Origin of the sequence: Agrobacterium sp. NPDC089420 (genome assembly GCF_044900305.1) — a bacterium.
Classification (GTDB): Bacteria; Pseudomonadota; Alphaproteobacteria; order Rhizobiales; family Rhizobiaceae; genus Agrobacterium.
In genome coordinates this window covers 67,650-87,373 of sequence record NZ_JBJDMY010000005.1, presented here as the reverse complement: position 1 = coordinate 87,373, position 19,724 = coordinate 67,650, and the positions used below count along the sequence as shown (strand labels likewise).

The window sequence follows — 19,724 nt, the reverse complement described above, 5'->3', positions numbered from 1 at the left end:
ACGTAAAGTCGTCAGAATTGCAGACTGGGCCGGTTGACGGCAAGGTCCAGCATTTTCGCATAGTCCAGCTTCGGCACGTCGATAGCCCCGAATGTCTTCAGATGTTCGGTCGTAAATTGCGTGTCGAGCAGCGTAAATCCCCGCTGCCGCAACCGCTCCACCAGATGCACCAGGCAAATCTTCGACGCATTGGTGCGGCGGGAAAACATGCTCTCGCCGAAAAAGGCGGCGCCCAGCGAGACGCCGTAAAGGCCGCCGACAAGTTCCTTGCCGTCCCACGCCTCGACGCTATGGGCATGGCCGATCTGGTGCAGCTCGGTATAAAGTCTTCGAATGGTGGCGTTTATCCAGGTGCTCGGCCGGTCCGGCGCTTCCGCCGCACAGCCCGCCATCACCGCTTCGAAGGCGGTGTTGAAGCGTATCTCGAAAGGCTTCTTGCGCATCGCCTTGGCGAGGCTTTTGGAAATATGGAAGGAGTTGAGCGGGATGATGCCCCGTATCTCGGGCTCGACCCAGAAAAGCTCGGGATCGTCCGCCGAATCGGCCATGGGAAACAGGCCGGCGGAATAGGCGCGCAGCAGGATATCGACCGTTATGCCGTTATTTCTGCTGCGTCGCCCAACCATATCGTCTTAGTGAGACGCGTCACCGGCCAGGTATTTTTCCAGCCAGTGAATGTCGTAATCGCCCTTCAGAATATCCTCGTTCTGCAGAAGATCCTGGAAAAGCGGCAGCGTGGTCTTGATGCCGTCGACGACAAATTCGTCCAGCGCCCGACGCAGGCGGCGGATGCACTCGTCACGGTCGCGGCCGTGGACGATCAGCTTGCCGATCATGCTGTCGTAATAAGGCGGGATCTTGTAGCCCTGATAGGCGCCCGAATCAACGCGCACGCCAAGGCCGCCCGGCGTGTGGAAATAGGTCAGCGTGCCAGGCGAGGGGACGAAGGTGCGTGGGTCCTCGGCATTGATTCGGCATTCGATGGCATGGCCATGGAACTCGATATCATCCTGCGTGACCGACAGGCCCTGGCCGGAAGCGACCCGGATCTGCTCCTGCACGAGATCCATGCCGGTAATCGCTTCCGTCACCGGATGCTCCACCTGCAGGCGGGTGTTCATTTCGATGAAATAGAACTCGCCGTTCTCATAAAGGAACTCGATGGTGCCGGCGCCGCGATATTTCAGCTTGCGCATGGCGCTCGCGCAAATCTCGCCGATCTTCATGCGCTGTTCGACGGTCAGAGCCGGCGAATTGGCTTCTTCCAGCACCTTCTGGTGACGGCGCTGCAGCGAGCAATCGCGCTCCCCAAGGTGAACGGCATTGCCTTCGCCGTCACCGAACACCTGCACTTCGATATGGCGCGGCTTGCCGAGGTACTTTTCCATGTAGACGGCGTCGTTGCCGAAGGCTGCCGCCGCTTCGGAACGGGCGGTCGCAACCGCCTCTTCCAGATCGGCTTCGGTCTTCGCCACCTTCATGCCGCGACCGCCGCCGCCAGCCGTCGCCTTGATGAGGACCGGGAAACCGATCGTCCGGGCGATTTCGAGCGCGTTTTCAGGCTTCACTTCGCCATCGGAACCGGGAACCACGGGAATGCCGAGTTCCTGTGCCGTCTGCTTGGCGGTGATCTTGTCGCCCATGATGCGGATATGTTCGGCGGTCGGCCCGATGAAGGTGATGCCGTGCGCGTCGAGAATGTCGGCGAACTTGGCGTTTTCCGACAGGAAGCCGTAACCGGGGTGAACGGCGTCCGCACCGGTGATTTCGCAGGCCGCAACGATCTGATGAATGTTGAGGTAGCTGTCACGCGAGGGCGGCGGGCCGATGCAAACGCTTTCGTCGGCAAGGCGCACATGCATGGCGTCCGCGTCGGCCGTGGAATGCACGGCGACCGTCGGAATGCCAAGCTCTTTCGCGGCGCGCAGGACGCGGAGCGCGATCTCGCCGCGGTTGGCTATGAGGATCTTCGAAACCATGCTGAACCGCCTTTATTCGATGACCACGAGGGCTTCGCCATACTCCACGGGCTGAGCGTCGTTGACGACGATTTCCACGACCTTGCCGGACTTGGGCGCCGGGATCTGGTTCATGGTCTTCATGGCTTCGACGATGACGATGGTCTGGCCTTCCTTGACGGTCGCGCCCACTTCGATGAAGGGACGGGCGCCCGGTGCAGGCGACAGATAGACCGTGCCGACCATCGGCGAGGACACGGTATTGGCCGGGTTGCGGGCCGGTGCTGCAGATGCCGCAGGTGCAGCCGGCGCTGCGATTGCCGGTGCGGCAGCGGGAGCTGCCGCCGGGGCGGGCGCATAAGGGGCAGGCGCCGCGGCATAGACCGTGGCGGGAGCGGGAGCCGCGCGGGAAACGCGGATACGCAGGTCTTCCTGCTCCACTTCGATTTCCGAAAGGTCGGTATCGTTGAGGATATTCGCGAGCTCGCGGATCAGTTCCTTGTCGATACCCTGTTTCTTTTCAGACATGACAAACCCTATTCTTTGTTTCTTTTTATGCCGTGATGTTTTTCAGCGCATGAAGCGCCATGATGTATCCGTATGGTCCGAAACCGCAGACCATGCCCTTTGCCGCCGGTGATACCATCGATTTGTGACGGAACTCCTCGCGGGCGTGGATGTTGGAAATGTGCACTTCCACGACAGGTGTGGAAATCGCACGGATGGCGTCGTGCAACGCGATGGAGGTATGGCTGTAAGCGCCGGGATTGATGACGACGCCCGCCGCCCTCTCGCCCGCCTCATGCAACCAGTCCACGAGCACGCCTTCGTGGTTGGACTGGCGGAATTCCACTGCGAAACCAAGATCGGCACCAGCCGCAAGACAATCATTCTCGATGTCCTTCAGCGTCTTGCCACCATAGATACCCGGTTCCCTTTTTCCCAGCATGTTGAGATTGGGGCCGTTGATGACGATGATGATGTTGCTCATTCACGTTTCCATAAGAAAATCAGCGACACCTATAGACTGCGCAGCCGTCAAGGAAAAGCCCCCGAAAGCCGTAAAGCGCCGGCTTGGCCGGCATCTCACAGGGAATGCAGGGGCTTTTTTGGCAATCAGGAGCAGGTGGCTTTTCCGCAGCTGCGCATATTGGCGATTTTTTCCTTCAGCGGGTCCGCGCCGACCGCGCCGAAAACCGCTTCGTCGCCGACGATATAGGACGGCGTTCCGGTAATGCCGAGGCTGTTGGCCAGCTTGTAGGTTTCCTGCACCTGTTCGTCATTGGGGTTTTCCGCCATCGACTTGCGGATATCGGCTTCCTTGAGGCCAAGCGAGGTAGCGACTTCCATGGCACTGTCCTCGTTCGCCCGTCCGCGGCCGCCGAGCAGGGTGCGCTGGAATTCGGGGTATTTGCCCGGCGCAAGCAGCTTCACGGCGTTGGAAACGCGGTGAGCGGCGACCGATTCCGGTCCGAGGATGGGGAATTCCTTGAGGACGACCCGCACCTTCTTGTCGCTCTTCAGGATATTGTCCATGTCGCCCATGGCGCGTTTGCAATAGCCGCAATTGTAGTCGAAAAATTCGACCAGCGTCACGTCGCCATCCGGATTGCCGAGCGCCAGGTCGAATTTCGATTCGAAAATGGCCTTCTTGTTGTCGGCGACGGCTTCGGCCGCCTTGGCGTTGCGCGCCGCATATTGCTTGCGTTCGAGCGCATCCTGAACCTCAAGCATGATTTCCGGGTTCTCGATCAGATATTGTTTGATGAACTCGCCCATTTCCTTCTTCTGCTGCGCGTCGAGCGCATGGGCGGGCAGGGAGGCGAATACTGTCGAAAGGGCCGTTACGCTGGCGAGAAGGGTGGAACGGAGAAAATGCGCCATATCGGTCCTCATACTGTGCGGCCAGTGCCTCATGGATATTATGATGGCAATTACCTTACTTTAAGCCAAATGCCATACGGCAAAAATAGTTGTCCGCATTATGGTCGCATGATTGTGAAGATTGTGATTCTGCGGCAAGTCTCTGAAATACGGTTCAGGAAAGAGCATGCCCTTGATTACGATGTCGAAGCGGAGCGCGGTGGAACCCTTTCATGCCATGGACATCCTGGCGGAAGCGAACCGGCGCAGGCAGGCGGGACGCCCCGTCATTTCCATGGCGGTCGGCCAGCCCTCCCATCCCGCACCGAAAGCCTCACTGGCAGCGGCCGAGGCGGCTCTGAAACACGGCCGTATCGGTTACACCGACGCGCTGGGCCTGCGTGAATTGCGCGAAGCGATTGCCGGGCATTATCGGCTGCGCCACCAGGTCGTGGTCGATCCGGCGCGCATTGCCGTGACGACCGGCTCCTCGGCCGCCTTCAATCTCGCTTTTCTCAGCCTTTTCGATTCGGGCGACCATGTCGCCATCGCAAGGCCCGGTTATCCGGCCTATCGCAATATTCTGAAGGCGCTCGGCCTCAATGTCGTCGAAGTGCCGGTCACGGCCGAAACCGGCTATACCTTGACGCCGGCAAGTCTGGAGCGGGCGGAAACGAAAGCGGGCTGCAAGCTGAAGGGCGTGCTTCTGGCAAGCCCCGCCAACCCGACCGGCACGGTCACCGGCCGCGAGGCGCTGAAGCGGCTGGCGAGCTATTGCGAAAGCCGTGACATGGCCTTCATTTCCGACGAAATCTATCACGGCCTCACCTTTGTCGGCGAAGAGACAAGCGCGCTTGAAATCACCGACAATGCCGTCATCATCAATTCCTTCTCCAAATATTATTGCATGACCGGCTGGCGTATCGGCTGGATGGTCCTGCCGGAAAATCTGGTCCGTCCGGTCGAGTGTCTGGCCCAGAGCCTTTATATTTCGGCACCCGAACTGTCGCAGCTTGCGGCAACCGCAGCCTTTTCGGCGGCGGAGGAACTGGACGTCTACAGGGAGAGCTATCGCACCAACCGCGATTTCCTGATGGCGCGTCTGCCGGAAATCGGCCTGCCGCTGGCATCCCCGATGGATGGCGCTTTTTACGCCTATGTCGATACTAGCCGTTTTTCCAATGACAGCATGGATTTTGCCAGGCGCATGCTGGCGGAAATCGACGTGGCGGCGACACCGGGCATGGATTTCGATCCCGAGGAAGGCCACCGGGCGCTGCGCATTTCCTATGCGGGTTCGGTGTCGGATATTGCCGAGGCGGTGGGACGTATTGCCGGCTGGCTGAAATAAGCCCGTATCATTCGCCCGGGAAGATCAGGCGGGCGTACAGCTGAAGGTGCTGTTGAATGCCGTTTCGCCCTTTGCCGTGAAGGTCAGCACGCGGCCGTGTCCGCGCCGCAGCCAGTCGCGCTGCTGCATGGCATCGAGCAGCGAAGCGCCAAGCCCGCCGCCGAGGTGGTGGCGGCGTTCGCTCCAGTCGAGGCAATGCAGGCAGACCGGGCGGCGCGCCTTTTCGAGCGGCGAAAGATCGATGCCGAATTTTGAGAAGAAGTCGCGCCCGCTATCCGTTAGCACGGGATCATCGCCGGGCGTCACGAGCCCTTTTTCGGTGATGGCGGCAAGCAGCGCTACGCCGCTTTCCCCGGCCAGATGATCGTAACAGATGCGCGCTTCGCGCAGGGCCTTGTCCTTCGGCCCAGTGCGGACGCGCACCGCGCCGGTGCGCTGGGCAAGGCCCATCAAGGCTTCCAGGACCTGCGCCACATCCTCGTCGGAAAGACGGAAATAACGGTGGCGCCCCTGTTTTTCCGCCTTCAAGAGCTGCGCGTCCGAGAGTTTCGACAGGTGCCCGCTGGCTGTCTGCAGCGTCACGCCGGCGGCTTCCGCCAGCTCGCTTGCGGTCAGCGCGCGTCCATCCATCAGCGCGGTCAAGATGTTGGCGCGGGCAGGGTCGCCGATCAGGGCAGCGACGTTGGCGATCAAGGGTCCGTCTTTCATGCTTCGATGATAACCGAAGAATCGATGTGGGGCAATGGCGTAGAAAGGAGTGGCAGAACACGAGGAGTCCAACGATGCTGACCTGTTTCATCCGCTATGAGATCGACCCCTTCAAGGTCGATGCCTTCGAACGATATGCCCGCACATGGGGTGAGGCGATCCCGCGCTGCGGTGCCGATCTCATCGGTTATTACGCGCCGAAGGAAGGATCGAGCACCATTGCTTACGGCGTCTACAATATCGAAAGCCTTGCGGCTTACGAAGCCTACAGGGCAAGGCTCGCTGCCGATCCGGCCGGGCGGGAAAATTACGAATTCGCGCGCCGCGAACAATTTATCCGCCGCGAGGACCGGCTGTTCCTGCGCCTTGCCTCGACGCCGCAATCGGGGAGCCGGCAATGATCGCGGTCATCTTCGAGGTCTGGCCGGCCGAGGGCGAAAAACTGCATTATCTCGACATTGCGGCCGGTCTGCGCGCCGAACTCGAAACCATCGATGGTTTCCTGTCCGTCGAAAGGTTCCAGAGCATCGGTAACCCGGACAAGATGCTCTCTCTGTCCTTTTTCCGGGATGAGGCGGCGGTGAGGGCTTGGCGCAACACTATGGCGCATCGCGCCGCGCAGTCGCTGGGCCGGTCCGGCGTCTTTTCCGACTACCGGTTGCGTATTGCCCAAGTCATCCGCGATTATGGCTTGCAGGACAGGCACGAGGCCCCGGCCGACAGCCGGAAAGCCCATGCCATGGAGGGGCGCGGGGCAAGCTGACATCTCAGCATCAGTTTTTCTGCACGCCATTCCAAGGCTTTCTGGTTCGAACTCGTCTTTGAAACCCGGTATAGATGAGGCAGTTTACGGATGCAGGACCGCCACGCGGCGGTCCGCTGGATTGGAAATGGAGAAAACGATGTCGGCGGAAAAAGTGGCGATTGTAACGGCGGGCGGCAGCGGCATGGGGGCGGCCGTGGCAAAACGTCTGGCAGCGGATGGTTACAGGCTCGCAATCCTGTCTTCTTCCGGCAAGGGAGAGGCGCTGGCGAAGGAACTGGGCGGTATTGGCGTCACCGGCTCCAACCAGTCGAATGACGACCTCAACCGGCTGGCGGATCTGACGCTCGAAAAATTCGGGCGCATCGACGTGCTGGTCAACAGTGCCGGCCATGGCCCGCGCGCCGCCATTCTCGATATTACCGACGAGCAGTGGCACGCCGGCCTGGATGTCTATCTCATGAACGTTGTCCGCCCAACGCGGATCGTCGCGCCCATCATGGTGAAGCAGAAGGCGGGCGTCATCATCAACATCTCGACGGCCTGGGCTTTCGAACCGAGCAGCATGTTTCCCACATCCGCCGTGTTCCGCGCCGGCCTTGCCGCCTATACCAAGATCTTTGCCGATACCTACGCGGCCGACAATGTCCGCATGAACAATGTCTTGCCCGGCTGGATCGACAGCCTGCCGGCTACGGAAGAACGCCGTGAGAGCGTGCCGATGCAGCGTTACGGCAAGAGCGAGGAAATCGCCGCCACCGTGGCGTTCCTCGCGTCTGAAGGGGCAGGGTACATCACGGGCCAGAACATTCGTGTCGATGGCGGACTGACGCGGTCTGTCTGAGAGTGCAGGTAGAACACCTAAATCTTCCTCTGAAACGAAAGCGCCGACGATAAGCCGCCGGCGTTGCCGTCGATTGAAGATATGCTCCGCACTCGACGTCATCCTCGGGCTGGTACCGAGGATCTGCAACCGGTTGATTGTATTGGAGTGTTTGGATCCTTGGGAGAAGCCCAAGGATAACGCCGAGAAAATTCGCGTCGTTCGAGATGATCGTTTGGGCGGCGCAGCGCATCAAATCCTTTCAACCGTACAGCCTTGCCTCAAGGGTGAGGACGATGCAGGAAGACGATTCCGCCAAAACAAAACGCCCGCGACAACGTCGCGGGCGTTTTCATCTAAAATGTTGCTTCTATCAGAAGAAGCCCTTGCGCTGCCACCAGCCGCCCTTGCGCGGTTTCGGCTCATCGCCCTCGGGCGTCGTGGACGAACCGGAAGAGGTGACAACCGGTTCCGAATTCGAGACATTGCTGCCCCGGTTCGCGCGCACCTTTTCTTCGTTCGCCGGCGTTTCCGCTTCCGGAGCGAGATCGGCCGAGGCTTCGCCTGCTTCTTCGATGGCGATGTCGACGACGGTTTCTGCGACGATCACCGGCTCTACCGTTTCCACGGTTTCGGCCTTCGGCGCGTCTTCGGCTTCGGTCTTCGCTTTTGCCTTGCGGGTGCGGCGCGGCTTTTTCGGCGCTTCCACTTCCACAACCTCGGCAACCGTACCTTCCACCACCTCGGCGGCGATCGGTTCTTCGGTGGCCGATGCTTCTACGGCAACATCGTCGCTTTCGCCTTCATCATCGGCTTCCGCACCGGCGGCATCGAGAGCGTCGTCTTCCGCACGGTTACGGCGACCGCCGCGCTTGCCGCGACGACGGCGCTTGCGCTTGCCGTCCTCCTCGGAAGCCACCGTTTCCGCCGCATCTGCGTCGGTCTCTGCACCGGCCTCATCGGTTTCGATGCCGTCGTCGCCATCTGCCTCATCGGCGTCATCGCCGGACTGGGCATCGAGCGTACCGTTCTGGTCGCCCTGGCCACCCTTGCCGCGACGGCGGCGGCGACGCTTGCGCTTGCGCTTGCCGTCCTCGCCATTGTCGCCCTGCGGCTGCTGGCGTGGTTGGGTGCTCTCGGCCTTGACAACTTCTTCCTCGTCTTCGTCCTCTTCCACCTCGGCGACGAAATCGTCTTCTTCCTCCACGAAGTTCGGCAGCATCTGGATGAGGCTTTCGATCTTCACCGGGTTCTCAACGGCGTCACCGCGATCGATGGCGAAATGTTGTGCACCGACGCCGGCATCGGCAGCGATGATGATCGACACGCCGAAGCGGCCTTCATAATCGACGATCGTGCCGCGCTTGTGGTTGAGCAGGTAGAGCGCCGTTTCCGGTGTGCAGCGAACCGTGATGTTGTGGGTGGTGTTGCGCAGCAGATATTCCTCGACGCCACGCAGAACATGCAGCGCGATGGAGGATTCCGAGCGCACATGGCCCGTGCCGCCGCAATGCTGGCAGACCTGCGTGGTCGATTCCAGCACCGAAGCGCGGATGCGCTGGCGCGACATTTCCAGCAGGCCGAAATGCGAGATGCGGCCGACCTGGATGCGGGCGCGGTCGTTCTTCAGGCAATCCTTGAGCTTCTTCTCGACGGAGCGGTTGTTGCGCTTTTCCTCCATGTCGATGAAGTCGATGACGACAAGACCGGCAAGGTCGCGCAGGCGCAGCTGGCGCGCCACTTCTTCCGCGGCTTCGAGGTTGGTCGTCAGCGCGGTTTCCTCGATGGAATGCTCGCGGGTCGAGCGGCCGGAGTTGACGTCGATCGACACCAGCGCTTCCGTCTGGTTGATGATGAGGTAACCGCCGGACTTCAACGTCACCTGCGGCTGCAGCATCCGGTCGAGCTGGGCTTCGATGCCGGAGCGCGAGAAGATCGGGTGAATGTCGCGGTAAGGCTGAACCACCTTGGCGTGGCTCGGCATCAGCATCTTCATGAAGTCTTTCGCTTCACGATAGCCTTCTTCGCCGGAAACGATGATCTCGCCGATATCCTTGTTGTAAAGGTCGCGGATCGAACGCTTGATCAGCGAACCTTCCTCGTAAACGAGGCAGGGGGCCGTGGAATTCAGCGTCAGCGTGCGGACGTTTTCCCACAGGCGCATCAGATATTCGAAGTCGCGCTTGATCTCGACGCGGGTACGGTTGGCGCCTGCGGTGCGCAGAATGACGCCCATGCCCTGCGGCACTTCCAGATCGCGCGCAATTTCCTTCAGGCGCTTGCGGTCGGTCGGCTGGGTGATCTTGCGGGAAATGCCGCCGCCACGCGCCGTATTCGGCATCAGCACGGAATAACGGCCGGCAAGCGACAGATAGGTGGTGAGTGCGGCACCCTTGTTGCCACGCTCTTCCTTGGCCACCTGGACCAGGAGGATCTGGCGACGCTTGATGACTTCCTGAATGCGGTACTGCTTGCGCGGCTTGCGGGCAACGCGATCCGGAACCTCTTCCATGGCGTCTTCGGCGCCGACGGATTCGATCACTTCCTTCTCGTGATGATCGTCATCATCGTCGTCGTCATCGTCATTGCCGCGGCGAAGCCCTTCGACTTCCTCGGAAATCGTATCGGCATCGACCATGGCCGCCATCTCGCCGCCGGTGCTGCCGTCGTCTTCGGAAGACGCTTCGACTGCCGCTGCTTCGTCTTCGGCGGTCTTCTTCTTGGCGCGCGGGCGGCGGGTACGCTTTTTCGGCTTTTCTTCCTCGGCGGGCGCTTCTTCCGCAACTGCCTCTACGGCCGCTTCCTCGGAGACAGATTCCGCTGTGGGCGCTGCTTCTTCCGTGACGACGGTTTCAGTGATTTCATCAGCGGAAACAATGCCGACATCCGGCTGATCCACCTGGGAAAGGTCGATCATCGGGGCGGCAGGTTCGGGCGCATCGGCCGATTCGAAATCGTCGCTGCGGCGATGGTCCTCTGCTTCTGCCTTCAGGAGCGCCTGACGGTCGGCAAGCGGAATCTGGTAATAGTCGGGATGGATTTCCGCAAAAGCGAGAAAGCCGTGGCGATTGCCGCCGTAATCGACGAAGGCCGCCTGAAGCGAAGGCTCAACGCGCGTGACCTTGGCAAGGTAGATATTGCCGCGGATCTGTTTCTTGTGCTCCGATTCAAAATCGAATTCTTCGATCCGGTTCCCACGGACAACGACTACGCGTGTCTCCTCTTCGTGGGAGGCGTCGATAAGCATTTTGTCTGCCATGTAAGCTGTGCTCCTCGGCGCAGCCTTGTTTTATACGAGAACAGGCCCGTCACACGGACGAGCCTTTCATATGAGTGCAAGGATGTGCCGGAAATGAAGTCTCCTGCCGGGCGTCTGTAAACTGGCAGCATCCGGACCGACGGCGAGGCGCTTGGCCTGCTCCTGGTATCCGGTTCATGTGAAAACTGCTGCGACATCATTGGCCAGGCGGAACGACAATAATATATAGACCCCTTGGGATCCGATGAATTTGCTCTCCTCAGAGCGGCGGTGGCAGCGCCACCGGGTAGGTCTCCGGCCACGGCCGGAATTGATCGAGTTTCAGGATAAATGTAACGACGGCAGATGATTGCCCGATGTGCAGCGCCAGCGTCTTTTTCGATTGGCAGCCGGCGGGCATCTATCCCGTCAACACTTTTAACCCTCATCCGTGTTGTATGTTTTCTCTGTCATAATAGCAATAGGCTGGCTAAATATGCCATATTATTGGTGGAATTTCCGGGTTAACAATTGGTTCACCAAGGCCTGCGATTGTGGGGCGCAAACGCGCAAACAAACGTCCGGCGTGGTCGAAACAGGGACGTTGCCGGTGCTTTTCCGCCCCATTTATCGAAAATGACTGAAATACGGAATTTCTTGAAGACCATGAATTTCACGCGCAACGCAGCGATATTCGGTGGGGCAGGGCCGCTTGGTGCGCGAATCGCGCGGCTTGGCTGCGCCTTCTTGCTGTCGCTTGTCTCCGCCGCTTCCGTCGTTTCCGCAGCCCACGCCGCCGGCCCGCTCATCGTTCATCAGGCGCGCATCATCGGTGACGAGGCGCGCACGCGCATCGTCCTCGATTTTGCCGAGGAGCCGGAATTCGACGTCCATTATCTCGATTCGCCCGCCCGCATCGTCATCGATTTCCCGGCGGTGAATTTTGCCTTTCCCGCATCCGATCTCAAGCCGACCGGCCTTTTTTCGGATATACGCTTCGGCAGCATGGGCCAAAACAGCGCCCGCATCGTGCTGACGGCGAAAAAGCCGGTTCAGGTGGCTGTCGCCGAAACGAAAAAGGCCGAGGACGGAGCGTCGTTCCGTTTCGTGATCGATACGGAAATCACCACCAAGGGCAAATTCGCCGAACTGGTGAAGGACCAGCAATGGCAGGCGCCCGCACCGGTAACCACGGCCGCGATTGCGCCCGGCGACGGCACGTCCCGGCCGGCGGAATTCGTCATCGCGGTCGATGCCGGCCATGGCGGCATCGACGCCGGCGCCACCGGCGGCACGACGGGGACGGAGGAGAAGGTCATCACCTTGACCTTTGCGAAGGAGCTTGCGGAACGTCTGAACCGCGAACCCGGCATCAAGGCCTTCCTCACGCGCGATTCCGATACCTTCCTCGCTCTGTCCGAACGGGTGACCATCGCCCGCCAGAATAATGCCAATCTCTTCATATCCCTGCATGCCGATACGCTGAAACAGAAGGGCATTCGCGGCGCGACCGTTTATACATTGTCGGACCGCGCCTCAGACCGCATGGCGCAGGAACTGGCGGAGCGCGAAAACAAGTCCGACCAGATCGCCGGCGTGGCGGCCTCCAGCGAGCCGCCGGAAGTCGCCGATATCCTGCTCGATTTCACCCGCCGCGAAACCCAGGCCTTTTCGGTGACGCTGGCGGAAAACATCGTCTCCTCCTTCGAAGGACAGGTCGGCCTCATCAACAATCCTCATCGTTACGCCGGTTTCATGGTGCTGCGCGCCCATGACGTGCCGTCGGTGCTGCTGGAACTCGGGTTCCTTTCCAATCCGGACGATGAAAAGCTGCTTCTCGATGCCGAATGGCGCAACAAGGTCGCCGACACGCTGGCGACCGCGGTTGGGCGATACCGGGCCAAGGCGATGGCGAACGGCGGATAAGCCTGTGGCGCGGTGCGGCAATGCTGTTGCCGCCGTGCCGCTAAGGGCCAAAAAGCTGTTCAATTCTTGGGTCTTGCGGATGATTAACAACACAAAGCCCTATTTTACTCACATTCGCCGCGTTACTCGGAAAGCGGATTCGGTGGCGATCCGCAAAACGGCATGAGCGCGATTTGCGGCGGTTGGTTCGGTAACATATCGGAGAATGCTGCCCGATCCGGCTTGTCATCGAAGGTATGGTGTGCAAAACGGCACGCGATATGCAAGGATGCGCCCGTATATCGTCGGGCGTTGATGGTTACGATTCGAATTATCGGTAGCTTGGTATGATCAGACTGATTGGATATTTTTTCGGCTTGGCCAGCGTGCTCTTCCTGTGCGCCGCCGCCGCCGGTGCAATTTATTTGCACGGCGTGACGAAAGACCTGCCGGATTACGCAGTTCTGAGCACCTATGAACCGCCGGTCACGACCCGCGTGCACGCCGGCAACGGCGCGCTGATGGCGGAATACGCCCATGAGAAACGCCTGTTCCTGCCGATCCAGGCCATTCCGGACCGGGTGAAGGCGGCCTTCCTCTCGGCGGAAGACAAGAATTTCTACAACCATCCGGGCGTCGACGTCTTCGGCCTCGGCCGCGCCATTCTCGTCAATATCCAGAATCTCGGCTCCGGCCGCCGTCCGGTCGGCGCCTCCACCATCACACAGCAGGTGGCGAAGAACTTCCTGCTGACCAACGACCAGACCATCGACCGCAAGCTCAAGGAAGCCATTCTCTCCTTCCGCATCGAGCAGACCTATTCCAAGGACAAGATTCTCGAGCTTTATCTGAACGAAATCTTTTTCGGCCTGAATTCCTACGGCATCGCCGGTGCGGCGCTCACCTATTTCAACAAGTCGGTGACCGAGCTGACGATCGCCGAGACCGCCTATCTCGCATCGCTGCCCAAGGGGCCGGCCAACTACCACCCGATCCGTCGTGAAAAGGCCGCTCTCGAGCGCCGCAACTGGGTGATCGACCGTATGGCCGAAAATGGCTATATCACCGTGGACGATGCAACGGACGCCAAGAAGCAGCCGCTCGGCGTCAATCTGCGCCGCGGCGGCGCCCATATTTTCGCATCCGATTATTTCGCCGAGGAAGTCCGCCGCCAGATCGTTGAAAAATACGGTGAGGAAGCGCTTCTCGAAGGCGGGCTTTCGGTCCGCACCTCGTTCGATCCGCAAATCCAGATGGAGGCGCGCAAGGCGCTTCAGGACGGTCTGGTTCAATATGACGAGCGTCGCGGTTTCCGCGGACCCGTCGAGCAGATCGATACGACCGGCGACTGGACGGCGGCGCTCGCCAAGGTCAAGGGACTGCGTGACGTTCCGGAGTGGAAGATCGCCGTGGTTCTCGCGGTTGCGGCCGATGGCGTCGATATCGGCGTGCAGGCGGATACGGAAACGGAAGAGGGCGACAAGCGCACCCGCGGCCATATCTCCGCGGAAAACATGCGCTGGGCCTATCGCGACGCGACGGGCAAGAAAGCGACCGCCAAGTCGCCGGTCGGCGTTCTGGCCGCCGGTGACGTCATCTACGCGCAGCCGCTTGCCAATTCCGGCAATGAATACCGCCTGCGCCAGCCGCCGAAAGTGCAGGGCGGCATGGTGGTGATGGACCCGCATACCGGCCGCGTTCTGGCCATGGTCGGCGGCTTCTCTTATGCGCAGTCGGAATTCAACCGGTCCACGCAGGCGATGCGCCAGCCGGGTTCTTCCTTCAAGCCGTTCATCTACGCGGCGGCGCTGGACAACGGTTATACGCCGGCATCGGTCATTCTCGACGCGCCGATCGAGGTGGTTTCCGGCGGTCAGGTCTGGAAGCCGCAGAATTACGGCGGCGGTTCCGCCGGTCCGTCGACCCTGCGTCTCGGCATCGAAAAATCCCGTAACCTCATGACCGTGCGTCTCGCGCAGGACATGGGCATGAATCTGGTGGCGGAATATGCCGAACGTTTCGGCATTTACGACAAGATGCCGCCGCTTCTGTCCATGTCGCTCGGTTCGGGTGAAACCACCGTCATGCGCATGGTTTCGGCCTATTCGGTCATCGCCAATGGCGGCAAGCAGATCAAGCCGACCCTGATCGACCGCATTCAGGACCGCTACGGCAAGACCATCTTCCGCCATGAGGAGCGCGCCTGCGAAGGCTGCAATGCGACGAGCTGGCAGAACCAGGACGAGCCGGTGATCGTCGACAATCGCGAGCAGGTTCTCGACCCGATGACGGCGTATCAGACGACCTCAATGCTGGAAGGCGTGGTGCAGCGCGGCACGGCGGCGGGCAAGATCAAGGTCGATCTGCCGGTTGCCGGCAAGACCGGCACCACCAACGATGAAAAGGACGCCTGGTTCGTCGGTTATACGCCGGACATGGTCGCCGGCCTCTATATCGGTTTCGATTCGCCCGCACCTCTCGGCCGCGGCGGCACCGGCGGCTCGCTGTCTGCGCCGATCTTTGGCGAATTCATCGCCGATGCGGCCAAGCACATGGAGCCGAGCAAGTTCATCGTGCCGAACGGCATGAACTTCATTGCCGTCAATCGCAAGACAGGCATGGCGGCGGTTGAGGGCGAGCCGGACACCATCATGGAGGCCTTCAAGCCGGGTACGGGTCCCGCTTCCAGCTTCTCGGTCATCGGCGCGGAAGATTACATGTCGCAGGAAGATATTCTGAAGACCTCACCGCAGGCGCAACAGGCCATCACCGGCGGCGGCGGCGGTCTTTATTGAAGTCAAGTTCCGGGACCATCGGGGGGCGCGGGTCTTTACATCCACGCCCCCCGCATTTATTTGAGCAACGAGTTTCAATGAAGGTGAAGAACCAGCGAAATGCGCAATGAAATCGTGAACGTCGTCGACGAAATCAAGCAGGCCATAAGCCTGCTGAGGAGGCATCTTTGACTGGGACCAGGCGATAAGACGACTGGACTGGTTGAACAACAAGGCAGAGGATCCGACCCTCTGGAACGATGCCGCTGAAGCCCAGAAGCTGATGCGCGAGCGCCAGCAGCTGGATGACAGCATCAATGGCGTCAAGGCGCTGGAGCAGCAGCTCAAGGACAATATCGAGCTGATCGAGCTTGGCGAGATGGAAGGCGACGAGGAAATCGTCAAGGACGCCGAAGACGCCTTGAAGGCGTTGAAGAGCGAGGCGAACCGCCGTCAGGTGGAAGCCATGCTGTCCGGTGAGGCCGACACCAACGACACCTATCTCGAAGTGCATTCGGGCGCCGGCGGTACGGAAAGCCAGGACTGGGCCAACATGCTGCTGCGCATGTATACCCGCTGGGCCGACCGCGAAGGTTTCAAGGTCGAAGTGCTCGAAGTGCACGATGGCGAAGAAGCCGGCATCAAATCCGCGACGATCCTCGTCAAGGGCCACAATGCCTTCGGCTGGCTGAAGACGGAATCGGGCGTGCACCGCCTTGTCCGTATTTCGCCCTATGACAGCAATGCGCGACGCCACACGTCGTTCTCTTCCGTCTGGGTCTACCCGGTGGTCGACGATTCGATCCAGATCGACGTCAATGAAAGCGATTGCCGTATCGATACCTATCGTTCGTCAGGTGCTGGCGGCCAGCACGTCAACACGACGGATTCGGCCGTGCGCATCACGCATATTCCGACCGGTATTGCGGTTGCCTGCCAGCAGGAGCGTTCCCAGCACAAGAACCGCGCCAAGGCGTGGGACATGCTGCGCGCCCGCCTCTATGAGGTGGAACTGCAAAAGCGGGAAGAGGCGGCCAATGCGCAGGCGGCATCCAAGACCGATATCGGCTGGGGTCACCAGATCCGCTCCTATGTTCTGCAGCCCTACCAGCTGGTCAAGGACCTGCGCACCGGCGTCGAAAGCACCGCACCCGGCAACGTGCTGGATGGTGACCTGAACGAGTTCATGGAAGCCGCGCTTGCCCATCGCATCAGCGGTGGCGCGGACGTGGAAGTCGCGGATATCGACTAAGACGCTTTGCGTCGATCGGGAAATCGCCCCTCGCAAGCCCATTGCGAGGGGTTTTTCGTTGGAGGACAGGCATGAAACAGGTGCTCTACATCGTCGACGTCCAGCCGAGCTTCAATCCGCCGGCCTCGCTGGTGGCCGAAATATCGGCGCTGGCAAAGACGATGCCCAGCATTGCCACCGTCGAGCGTCATGATGAGACCGTAACACCCTTCGAGCGGCAACTGGGCTGGAAGCCGGGCAGGGATGACGAGTCGCTCGTTGCGGCGGATCGCCTCTTCATCAAGCACGGTTATGCCCCGCCAAAGGTAGCGATCGACCATCTCCTGGCTCTTGAGCCTGACAGGGTGCTGGTCTGCGGCATTCAGGCCGATACCTGCGTGCTTGCGGCCGGTTTTGCCCTGTTCGATGCCGGGCTGCATCCCACCTTGCTGCCATGGCTGACCGTCGGCTCCAGCCTCGACCGCAGCGGCGAGCTGGGGGCAAGACTATGGAAACACCATTTCGGCGCGGTTCTGGCCGGCCCGCATCAGATAAACGGGTAGCCATGCGGCATCGGCGCTTCCGGTTCGATCAGTTCGAGGCCTTTTCGATCTTCATCTCGCCGAGCTCGTCGATCAGGATCGTCCAGCTTTCGGCCTCCTTGGCCATCGGGTCCGTTTTCAGATAGACGGTCACGAAAAGACCGGGTGACGTGGACGCGCCGTTCGAACTTTCGGGACGAATATCCGTGACGTAGGACTTCATCTGGTTGAACTCGTCCAGCTCGACATTTTCCAGGAGATGGGGTCCATCCGCCGTAAAGGCGATGCGCTGCAGGTAAATCTTGGCCGTCCCGTCACCCTGGCGGATTGCGATCACCTTGTAATAACCACGCGTGGGCGATGCCGGCGGCGGCCGCAACTGGCCGTCAGCGCCTTCCCGCGGCTCCAGGTTCCGGTCTTCCCACATGCCGCTGCTGACAACGAATATCGCCGAAACGGGCAGCGTATCGATTGCTGCTGTCTGTGCCCGTGCTGGAAGCACGGCGGCGGCGAGAATGAGGGCGGCGAGGATCGATTTTCTAGCTTGCATGGCCTTGATGAGGGGTTAGCGTCAATTGTTGAACTGTTCGGCGAGAACCCGGTCCGACCAGGAGCGGTCCGGATCAGACAGGATTCGCGCTGTCCTGTCCTGCGATTGTGCGATCCGGACATGACGAACGGATTTCACCTCCGTATGGTCGGCCACGGCGTTCACCGGGCGTTTGTCCCGTTCCAGAACATGAATGTCGACAGTCACCTTGTTGGGCAAAAGAGCACCGCGCCAGCGCCTCGGGCGGAACGCGCTGACGGGGGTAAGCGCCAGAAGCGGCGATTCCAGCGGCAGGATGGGGCCATGGGCGGAGAAATTATAGGCGGTTGATCCTGCCGGCGTCGCCACCATCATGCCGTCGCAGATCAGTTCTTCCAGCCGCACCCTGCCGTCCACCTCGACACGCAGTTTGGCGGCCTGGTGCGATTGCCGGAAAAGGCTGACCTCGTTCATGGCGAGCGCTGTAAACTCATCGCCGTCGGAATCCGTCGTCGTCATGCGCAGGGGATGGAAATCATTGCCGCTTGCAACGGCGATGCGCTCAAGCAGACCGTCTATCCGGTAGTCATTCATCAGGAAGCCGACCGACCCCCGGTTCATGCCATAGACCCGCTTGCCGGAATTCATCGTTTCGTTGAGGATTTGCAGCATGAAACCATCGCCGCCGAGCGCGACGATCACGTCCGCTTCTTCGAAGGGCGTATCACCATAGACGCTTTTCAGCTCTTTCAGCGCGCTTTGCGCCTCCTCGGTTGCAGATGCGACGAAGGACAGTGAATAGGTAGAATGCGACATCCGCTTCCCTCGACAACGGCGCGGACCGGCACCGGTCCGCACAAGGCGCTGTAACCCGTTGAAGCGGCTTGAAATCCCGAATTCTTGAAGAAGAACTCGAGAGCAAGCCGCCAGACCTCACCTTGGTACATGAAGACGGCCGCTGGCGACAAGGCCTTTCGGACGCGCAGGCGTTCTTCGCCGGCCGCCGGGACTGGTCCGGTCCACAGCTTCTTGACAGGCGCCCGCCGACAAGGGTTGCGATGCGCGGCAGCCTGATGCAGTTTGCCTAGGCAGTCGGAATGACGAGTGGCAGGAGACGCATCTGGTGCTGAACTACGATATCTACGATGTCTTTACCGAGACGAAGATGGCGGGCAATCCGCTGGCGGTCATGTATGACGCCGATGACCTTCCCCAGGCCACGATGCAGGCGATTGCGAGGGAAATGAACCTCTCCGAGACGGTCTTCGTCAACCGTTCCACCAATCCGGCGCATGCGGCTTCCTTGCGCATTTTCACGCCATCGGGCGAACTGCCTTTCGCGGGCCATCCGACCGTCGGCGCAGCCGTGGCGATCGCCGAGCGCAATCGCAAGGACGGCGATGACGATATCGACATGGTCTGTGTGCTGGAGGAGCAGGTGGGGCCGGTGCGTTGCGCGGTGAAGATGCGCGCCGGCGCGGTCAGCTTCGCCGAATTCGACCTGCCGCGCAAATCGTCGCGCGTCGAGCTGCCGCTCGATCACGCTGCTCTTGCCGATGCGCTCGGCGTCAGCGAGGGGCATCTCGGTTTTGAAAATCACGTGCCGTCAATCTGGACGGCCGGCGTGCCGTTCCTGATGGTGCCGCTGCACAATATCGCCACGGTTCGTGACATGGATTTCGACGCCAATCTGTGGCTGCGCACCGCGCCGCTGGTCGAAGGACGCCTGGCGGCCGCCTATATCTACTGTCGCGGCGGCGTCAATCATGCGGCGAAGTTCCATGCCCGCATGTTCTCCCCGGATATGGGGATTTCGGAAGATCCCGCCACCGGTTCCGCCGCCGCCGCCCTGTCCGGCGCCATCCACCATTTCGACGGTCTGACGGACGGCCACCATCCGCTTCTGATAGAGCAGGGCGTGGAGATGGAAAGACCCTCCCACATCCACCTGCGCATGGATATCAAGGACAACGAAATCGCCCGCGCCCGCATCGGCGGCCACGCCATACGCGTCGCATCGGGAACGTTCGAGATTTGAG

General features: G+C 60.6%; 18 protein-coding genes. 9 read left to right on the top strand and 9 right to left on the bottom strand.

Features of this window, described 5'->3' with window-relative positions; all coding sequences use genetic code 11:
• Positions 1-11 precede the first annotated feature (11 nt).
• The 5 genes from aat to ACI2KA_RS09305 form a co-directional block, all read right to left on the bottom strand.
• Complete coding sequence (gene aat / locus ACI2KA_RS09325; RefSeq protein WP_404501355.1) at positions 12-626, bottom strand: leucyl/phenylalanyl-tRNA--protein transferase; 615 nt, start codon at positions 624-626, stop codon at positions 12-14.
• Between the two features lie 6 nt (positions 627-632).
• On the bottom strand, positions 633-1,979 hold the full coding sequence (gene accC, locus ACI2KA_RS09320) for an acetyl-CoA carboxylase biotin carboxylase subunit (protein ID WP_065653954.1): 1,347 nt from the start codon (positions 1,977-1,979) through the stop codon (positions 633-635).
• A gap of 12 nt (positions 1,980-1,991) precedes the next feature.
• Entirely contained in the window at positions 1,992-2,486 is a 495-nt protein-coding gene (accB, locus tag ACI2KA_RS09315) for an acetyl-CoA carboxylase biotin carboxyl carrier protein (protein WP_404501353.1), read from the bottom strand.
• Between the two features lie 25 nt (positions 2,487-2,511).
• On the bottom strand, positions 2,512-2,949 hold the full coding sequence (gene aroQ / locus ACI2KA_RS09310; protein WP_003496340.1) for a type II 3-dehydroquinate dehydratase: 438 nt from the start codon (positions 2,947-2,949) through the stop codon (positions 2,512-2,514).
• Between the two features lie 125 nt (positions 2,950-3,074).
• Positions 3,075-3,842, bottom strand: coding sequence for a DsbA family protein (locus tag ACI2KA_RS09305; RefSeq protein WP_404501351.1), 768 nt, complete (start codon positions 3,840-3,842; stop codon positions 3,075-3,077).
• Positions 3,843-4,014: 172 nt separating this feature from the next.
• On the opposite strand from ACI2KA_RS09305, the gene ACI2KA_RS09300 reads away from it, so the two are divergent.
• Positions 4,015-5,172, top strand: a complete 1,158-nt coding sequence (locus ACI2KA_RS09300; protein ID WP_404501896.1) for a pyridoxal phosphate-dependent aminotransferase — start codon at positions 4,015-4,017, stop codon at positions 5,170-5,172.
• 24 nt (positions 5,173-5,196) lie between these two features.
• On the opposite strand, the gene ACI2KA_RS09295 is transcribed toward ACI2KA_RS09300, so the two are convergent.
• Positions 5,197-5,880, bottom strand: a complete 684-nt coding sequence (locus ACI2KA_RS09295) for an ArsR/SmtB family transcription factor (protein WP_404501350.1) — start codon at positions 5,878-5,880, stop codon at positions 5,197-5,199.
• A gap of 74 nt (positions 5,881-5,954) precedes the next feature.
• Between ACI2KA_RS09295 and ACI2KA_RS09290 the strand changes: the two genes are divergently transcribed.
• From ACI2KA_RS09290 to ACI2KA_RS09280, 3 genes are all read left to right on the top strand, one after another.
• A complete protein-coding gene (locus ACI2KA_RS09290) occupies positions 5,955-6,281 on the top strand; it encodes an NIPSNAP family protein (protein ID WP_404501348.1) in 327 nt (108 codons plus the stop codon).
• Positions 6,278-6,643, top strand: a complete 366-nt coding sequence (locus ACI2KA_RS09285; RefSeq protein WP_404501346.1) for an antibiotic biosynthesis monooxygenase family protein — start codon at positions 6,278-6,280, stop codon at positions 6,641-6,643. Before ACI2KA_RS09290 ends, ACI2KA_RS09285 begins: the two co-directional genes overlap by 4 nt.
• A 139-nt stretch (positions 6,644-6,782) precedes the next feature.
• Positions 6,783-7,487 (top strand): SDR family oxidoreductase, encoded by a 705-nt coding sequence (locus ACI2KA_RS09280; protein ID WP_404501344.1) that lies wholly within the window; start codon positions 6,783-6,785, stop codon positions 7,485-7,487.
• Positions 7,488-7,839: 352 nt separating this feature from the next.
• Here ACI2KA_RS09280 and ACI2KA_RS09275 read toward each other — a convergent pair whose 3' ends face one another.
• Entirely contained in the window at positions 7,840-10,725 is a 2,886-nt protein-coding gene (locus ACI2KA_RS09275; RefSeq protein ID WP_404501343.1) for an Rne/Rng family ribonuclease, read from the bottom strand.
• A 645-nt stretch (positions 10,726-11,370) separates the two neighbouring features.
• On the opposite strand from ACI2KA_RS09275, the gene ACI2KA_RS09270 reads away from it, so the two are divergent.
• From ACI2KA_RS09270 to ACI2KA_RS09255, 4 genes are all read left to right on the top strand, one after another.
• Positions 11,371-12,630, top strand: a complete 1,260-nt coding sequence (locus ACI2KA_RS09270) for an N-acetylmuramoyl-L-alanine amidase (RefSeq protein WP_404501341.1) — start codon at positions 11,371-11,373, stop codon at positions 12,628-12,630.
• A 326-nt stretch (positions 12,631-12,956) separates the two neighbouring features.
• Positions 12,957-15,404 carry a penicillin-binding protein 1A gene (locus ACI2KA_RS09265; protein WP_404501339.1) on the top strand — a complete coding sequence of 816 codons (2,448 nt, stop codon included), beginning with the start codon at positions 12,957-12,959 and terminating at the stop codon, positions 15,402-15,404.
• A gap of 99 nt (positions 15,405-15,503) precedes the next feature.
• Positions 15,504-16,635, top strand: a protein-coding gene (prfB, locus tag ACI2KA_RS09260) for a peptide chain release factor 2 (RefSeq protein ID WP_404501337.1) whose coding sequence is annotated in 2 segments (ribosomal slippage) — positions 15,504-15,572 and positions 15,574-16,635 — 1,131 coding nt in all. Because the reading frame shifts where the segments join, the coding sequence is not laid out codon by codon here.
• A gap of 71 nt (positions 16,636-16,706) precedes the next feature.
• The gene (locus tag ACI2KA_RS09255) at positions 16,707-17,177 is read left to right on the top strand and encodes a hydrolase (protein WP_404501335.1); all 471 of its coding nucleotides are present in this window, start codon (positions 16,707-16,709) and stop codon (positions 17,175-17,177) included.
• 28 nt (positions 17,178-17,205) lie between these two features.
• On the opposite strand, the gene ACI2KA_RS09250 is transcribed toward ACI2KA_RS09255, so the two are convergent.
• Positions 17,206-17,706, bottom strand: a complete 501-nt coding sequence (locus tag ACI2KA_RS09250) for a hypothetical protein (RefSeq protein WP_404501333.1) — start codon at positions 17,704-17,706, stop codon at positions 17,206-17,208.
• A 21-nt stretch (positions 17,707-17,727) separates the two neighbouring features.
• Positions 17,728-18,501, bottom strand: coding sequence for an NAD kinase (locus ACI2KA_RS09245; RefSeq protein ID WP_404501331.1), 774 nt, complete (start codon positions 18,499-18,501; stop codon positions 17,728-17,730).
• Positions 18,502-18,805: 304 nt separating this feature from the next.
• Here ACI2KA_RS09245 and ACI2KA_RS09240 point away from each other — a divergent pair, with 304 nt between their 5' ends.
• Positions 18,806-19,723: a PhzF family phenazine biosynthesis protein gene (locus ACI2KA_RS09240; RefSeq protein WP_404501894.1), complete on the top strand. Its 918-nt coding sequence runs from the start codon at positions 18,806-18,808 to the stop codon at positions 19,721-19,723.
• The last annotated feature ends 1 nt before the right edge of the window (position 19,724 follow it).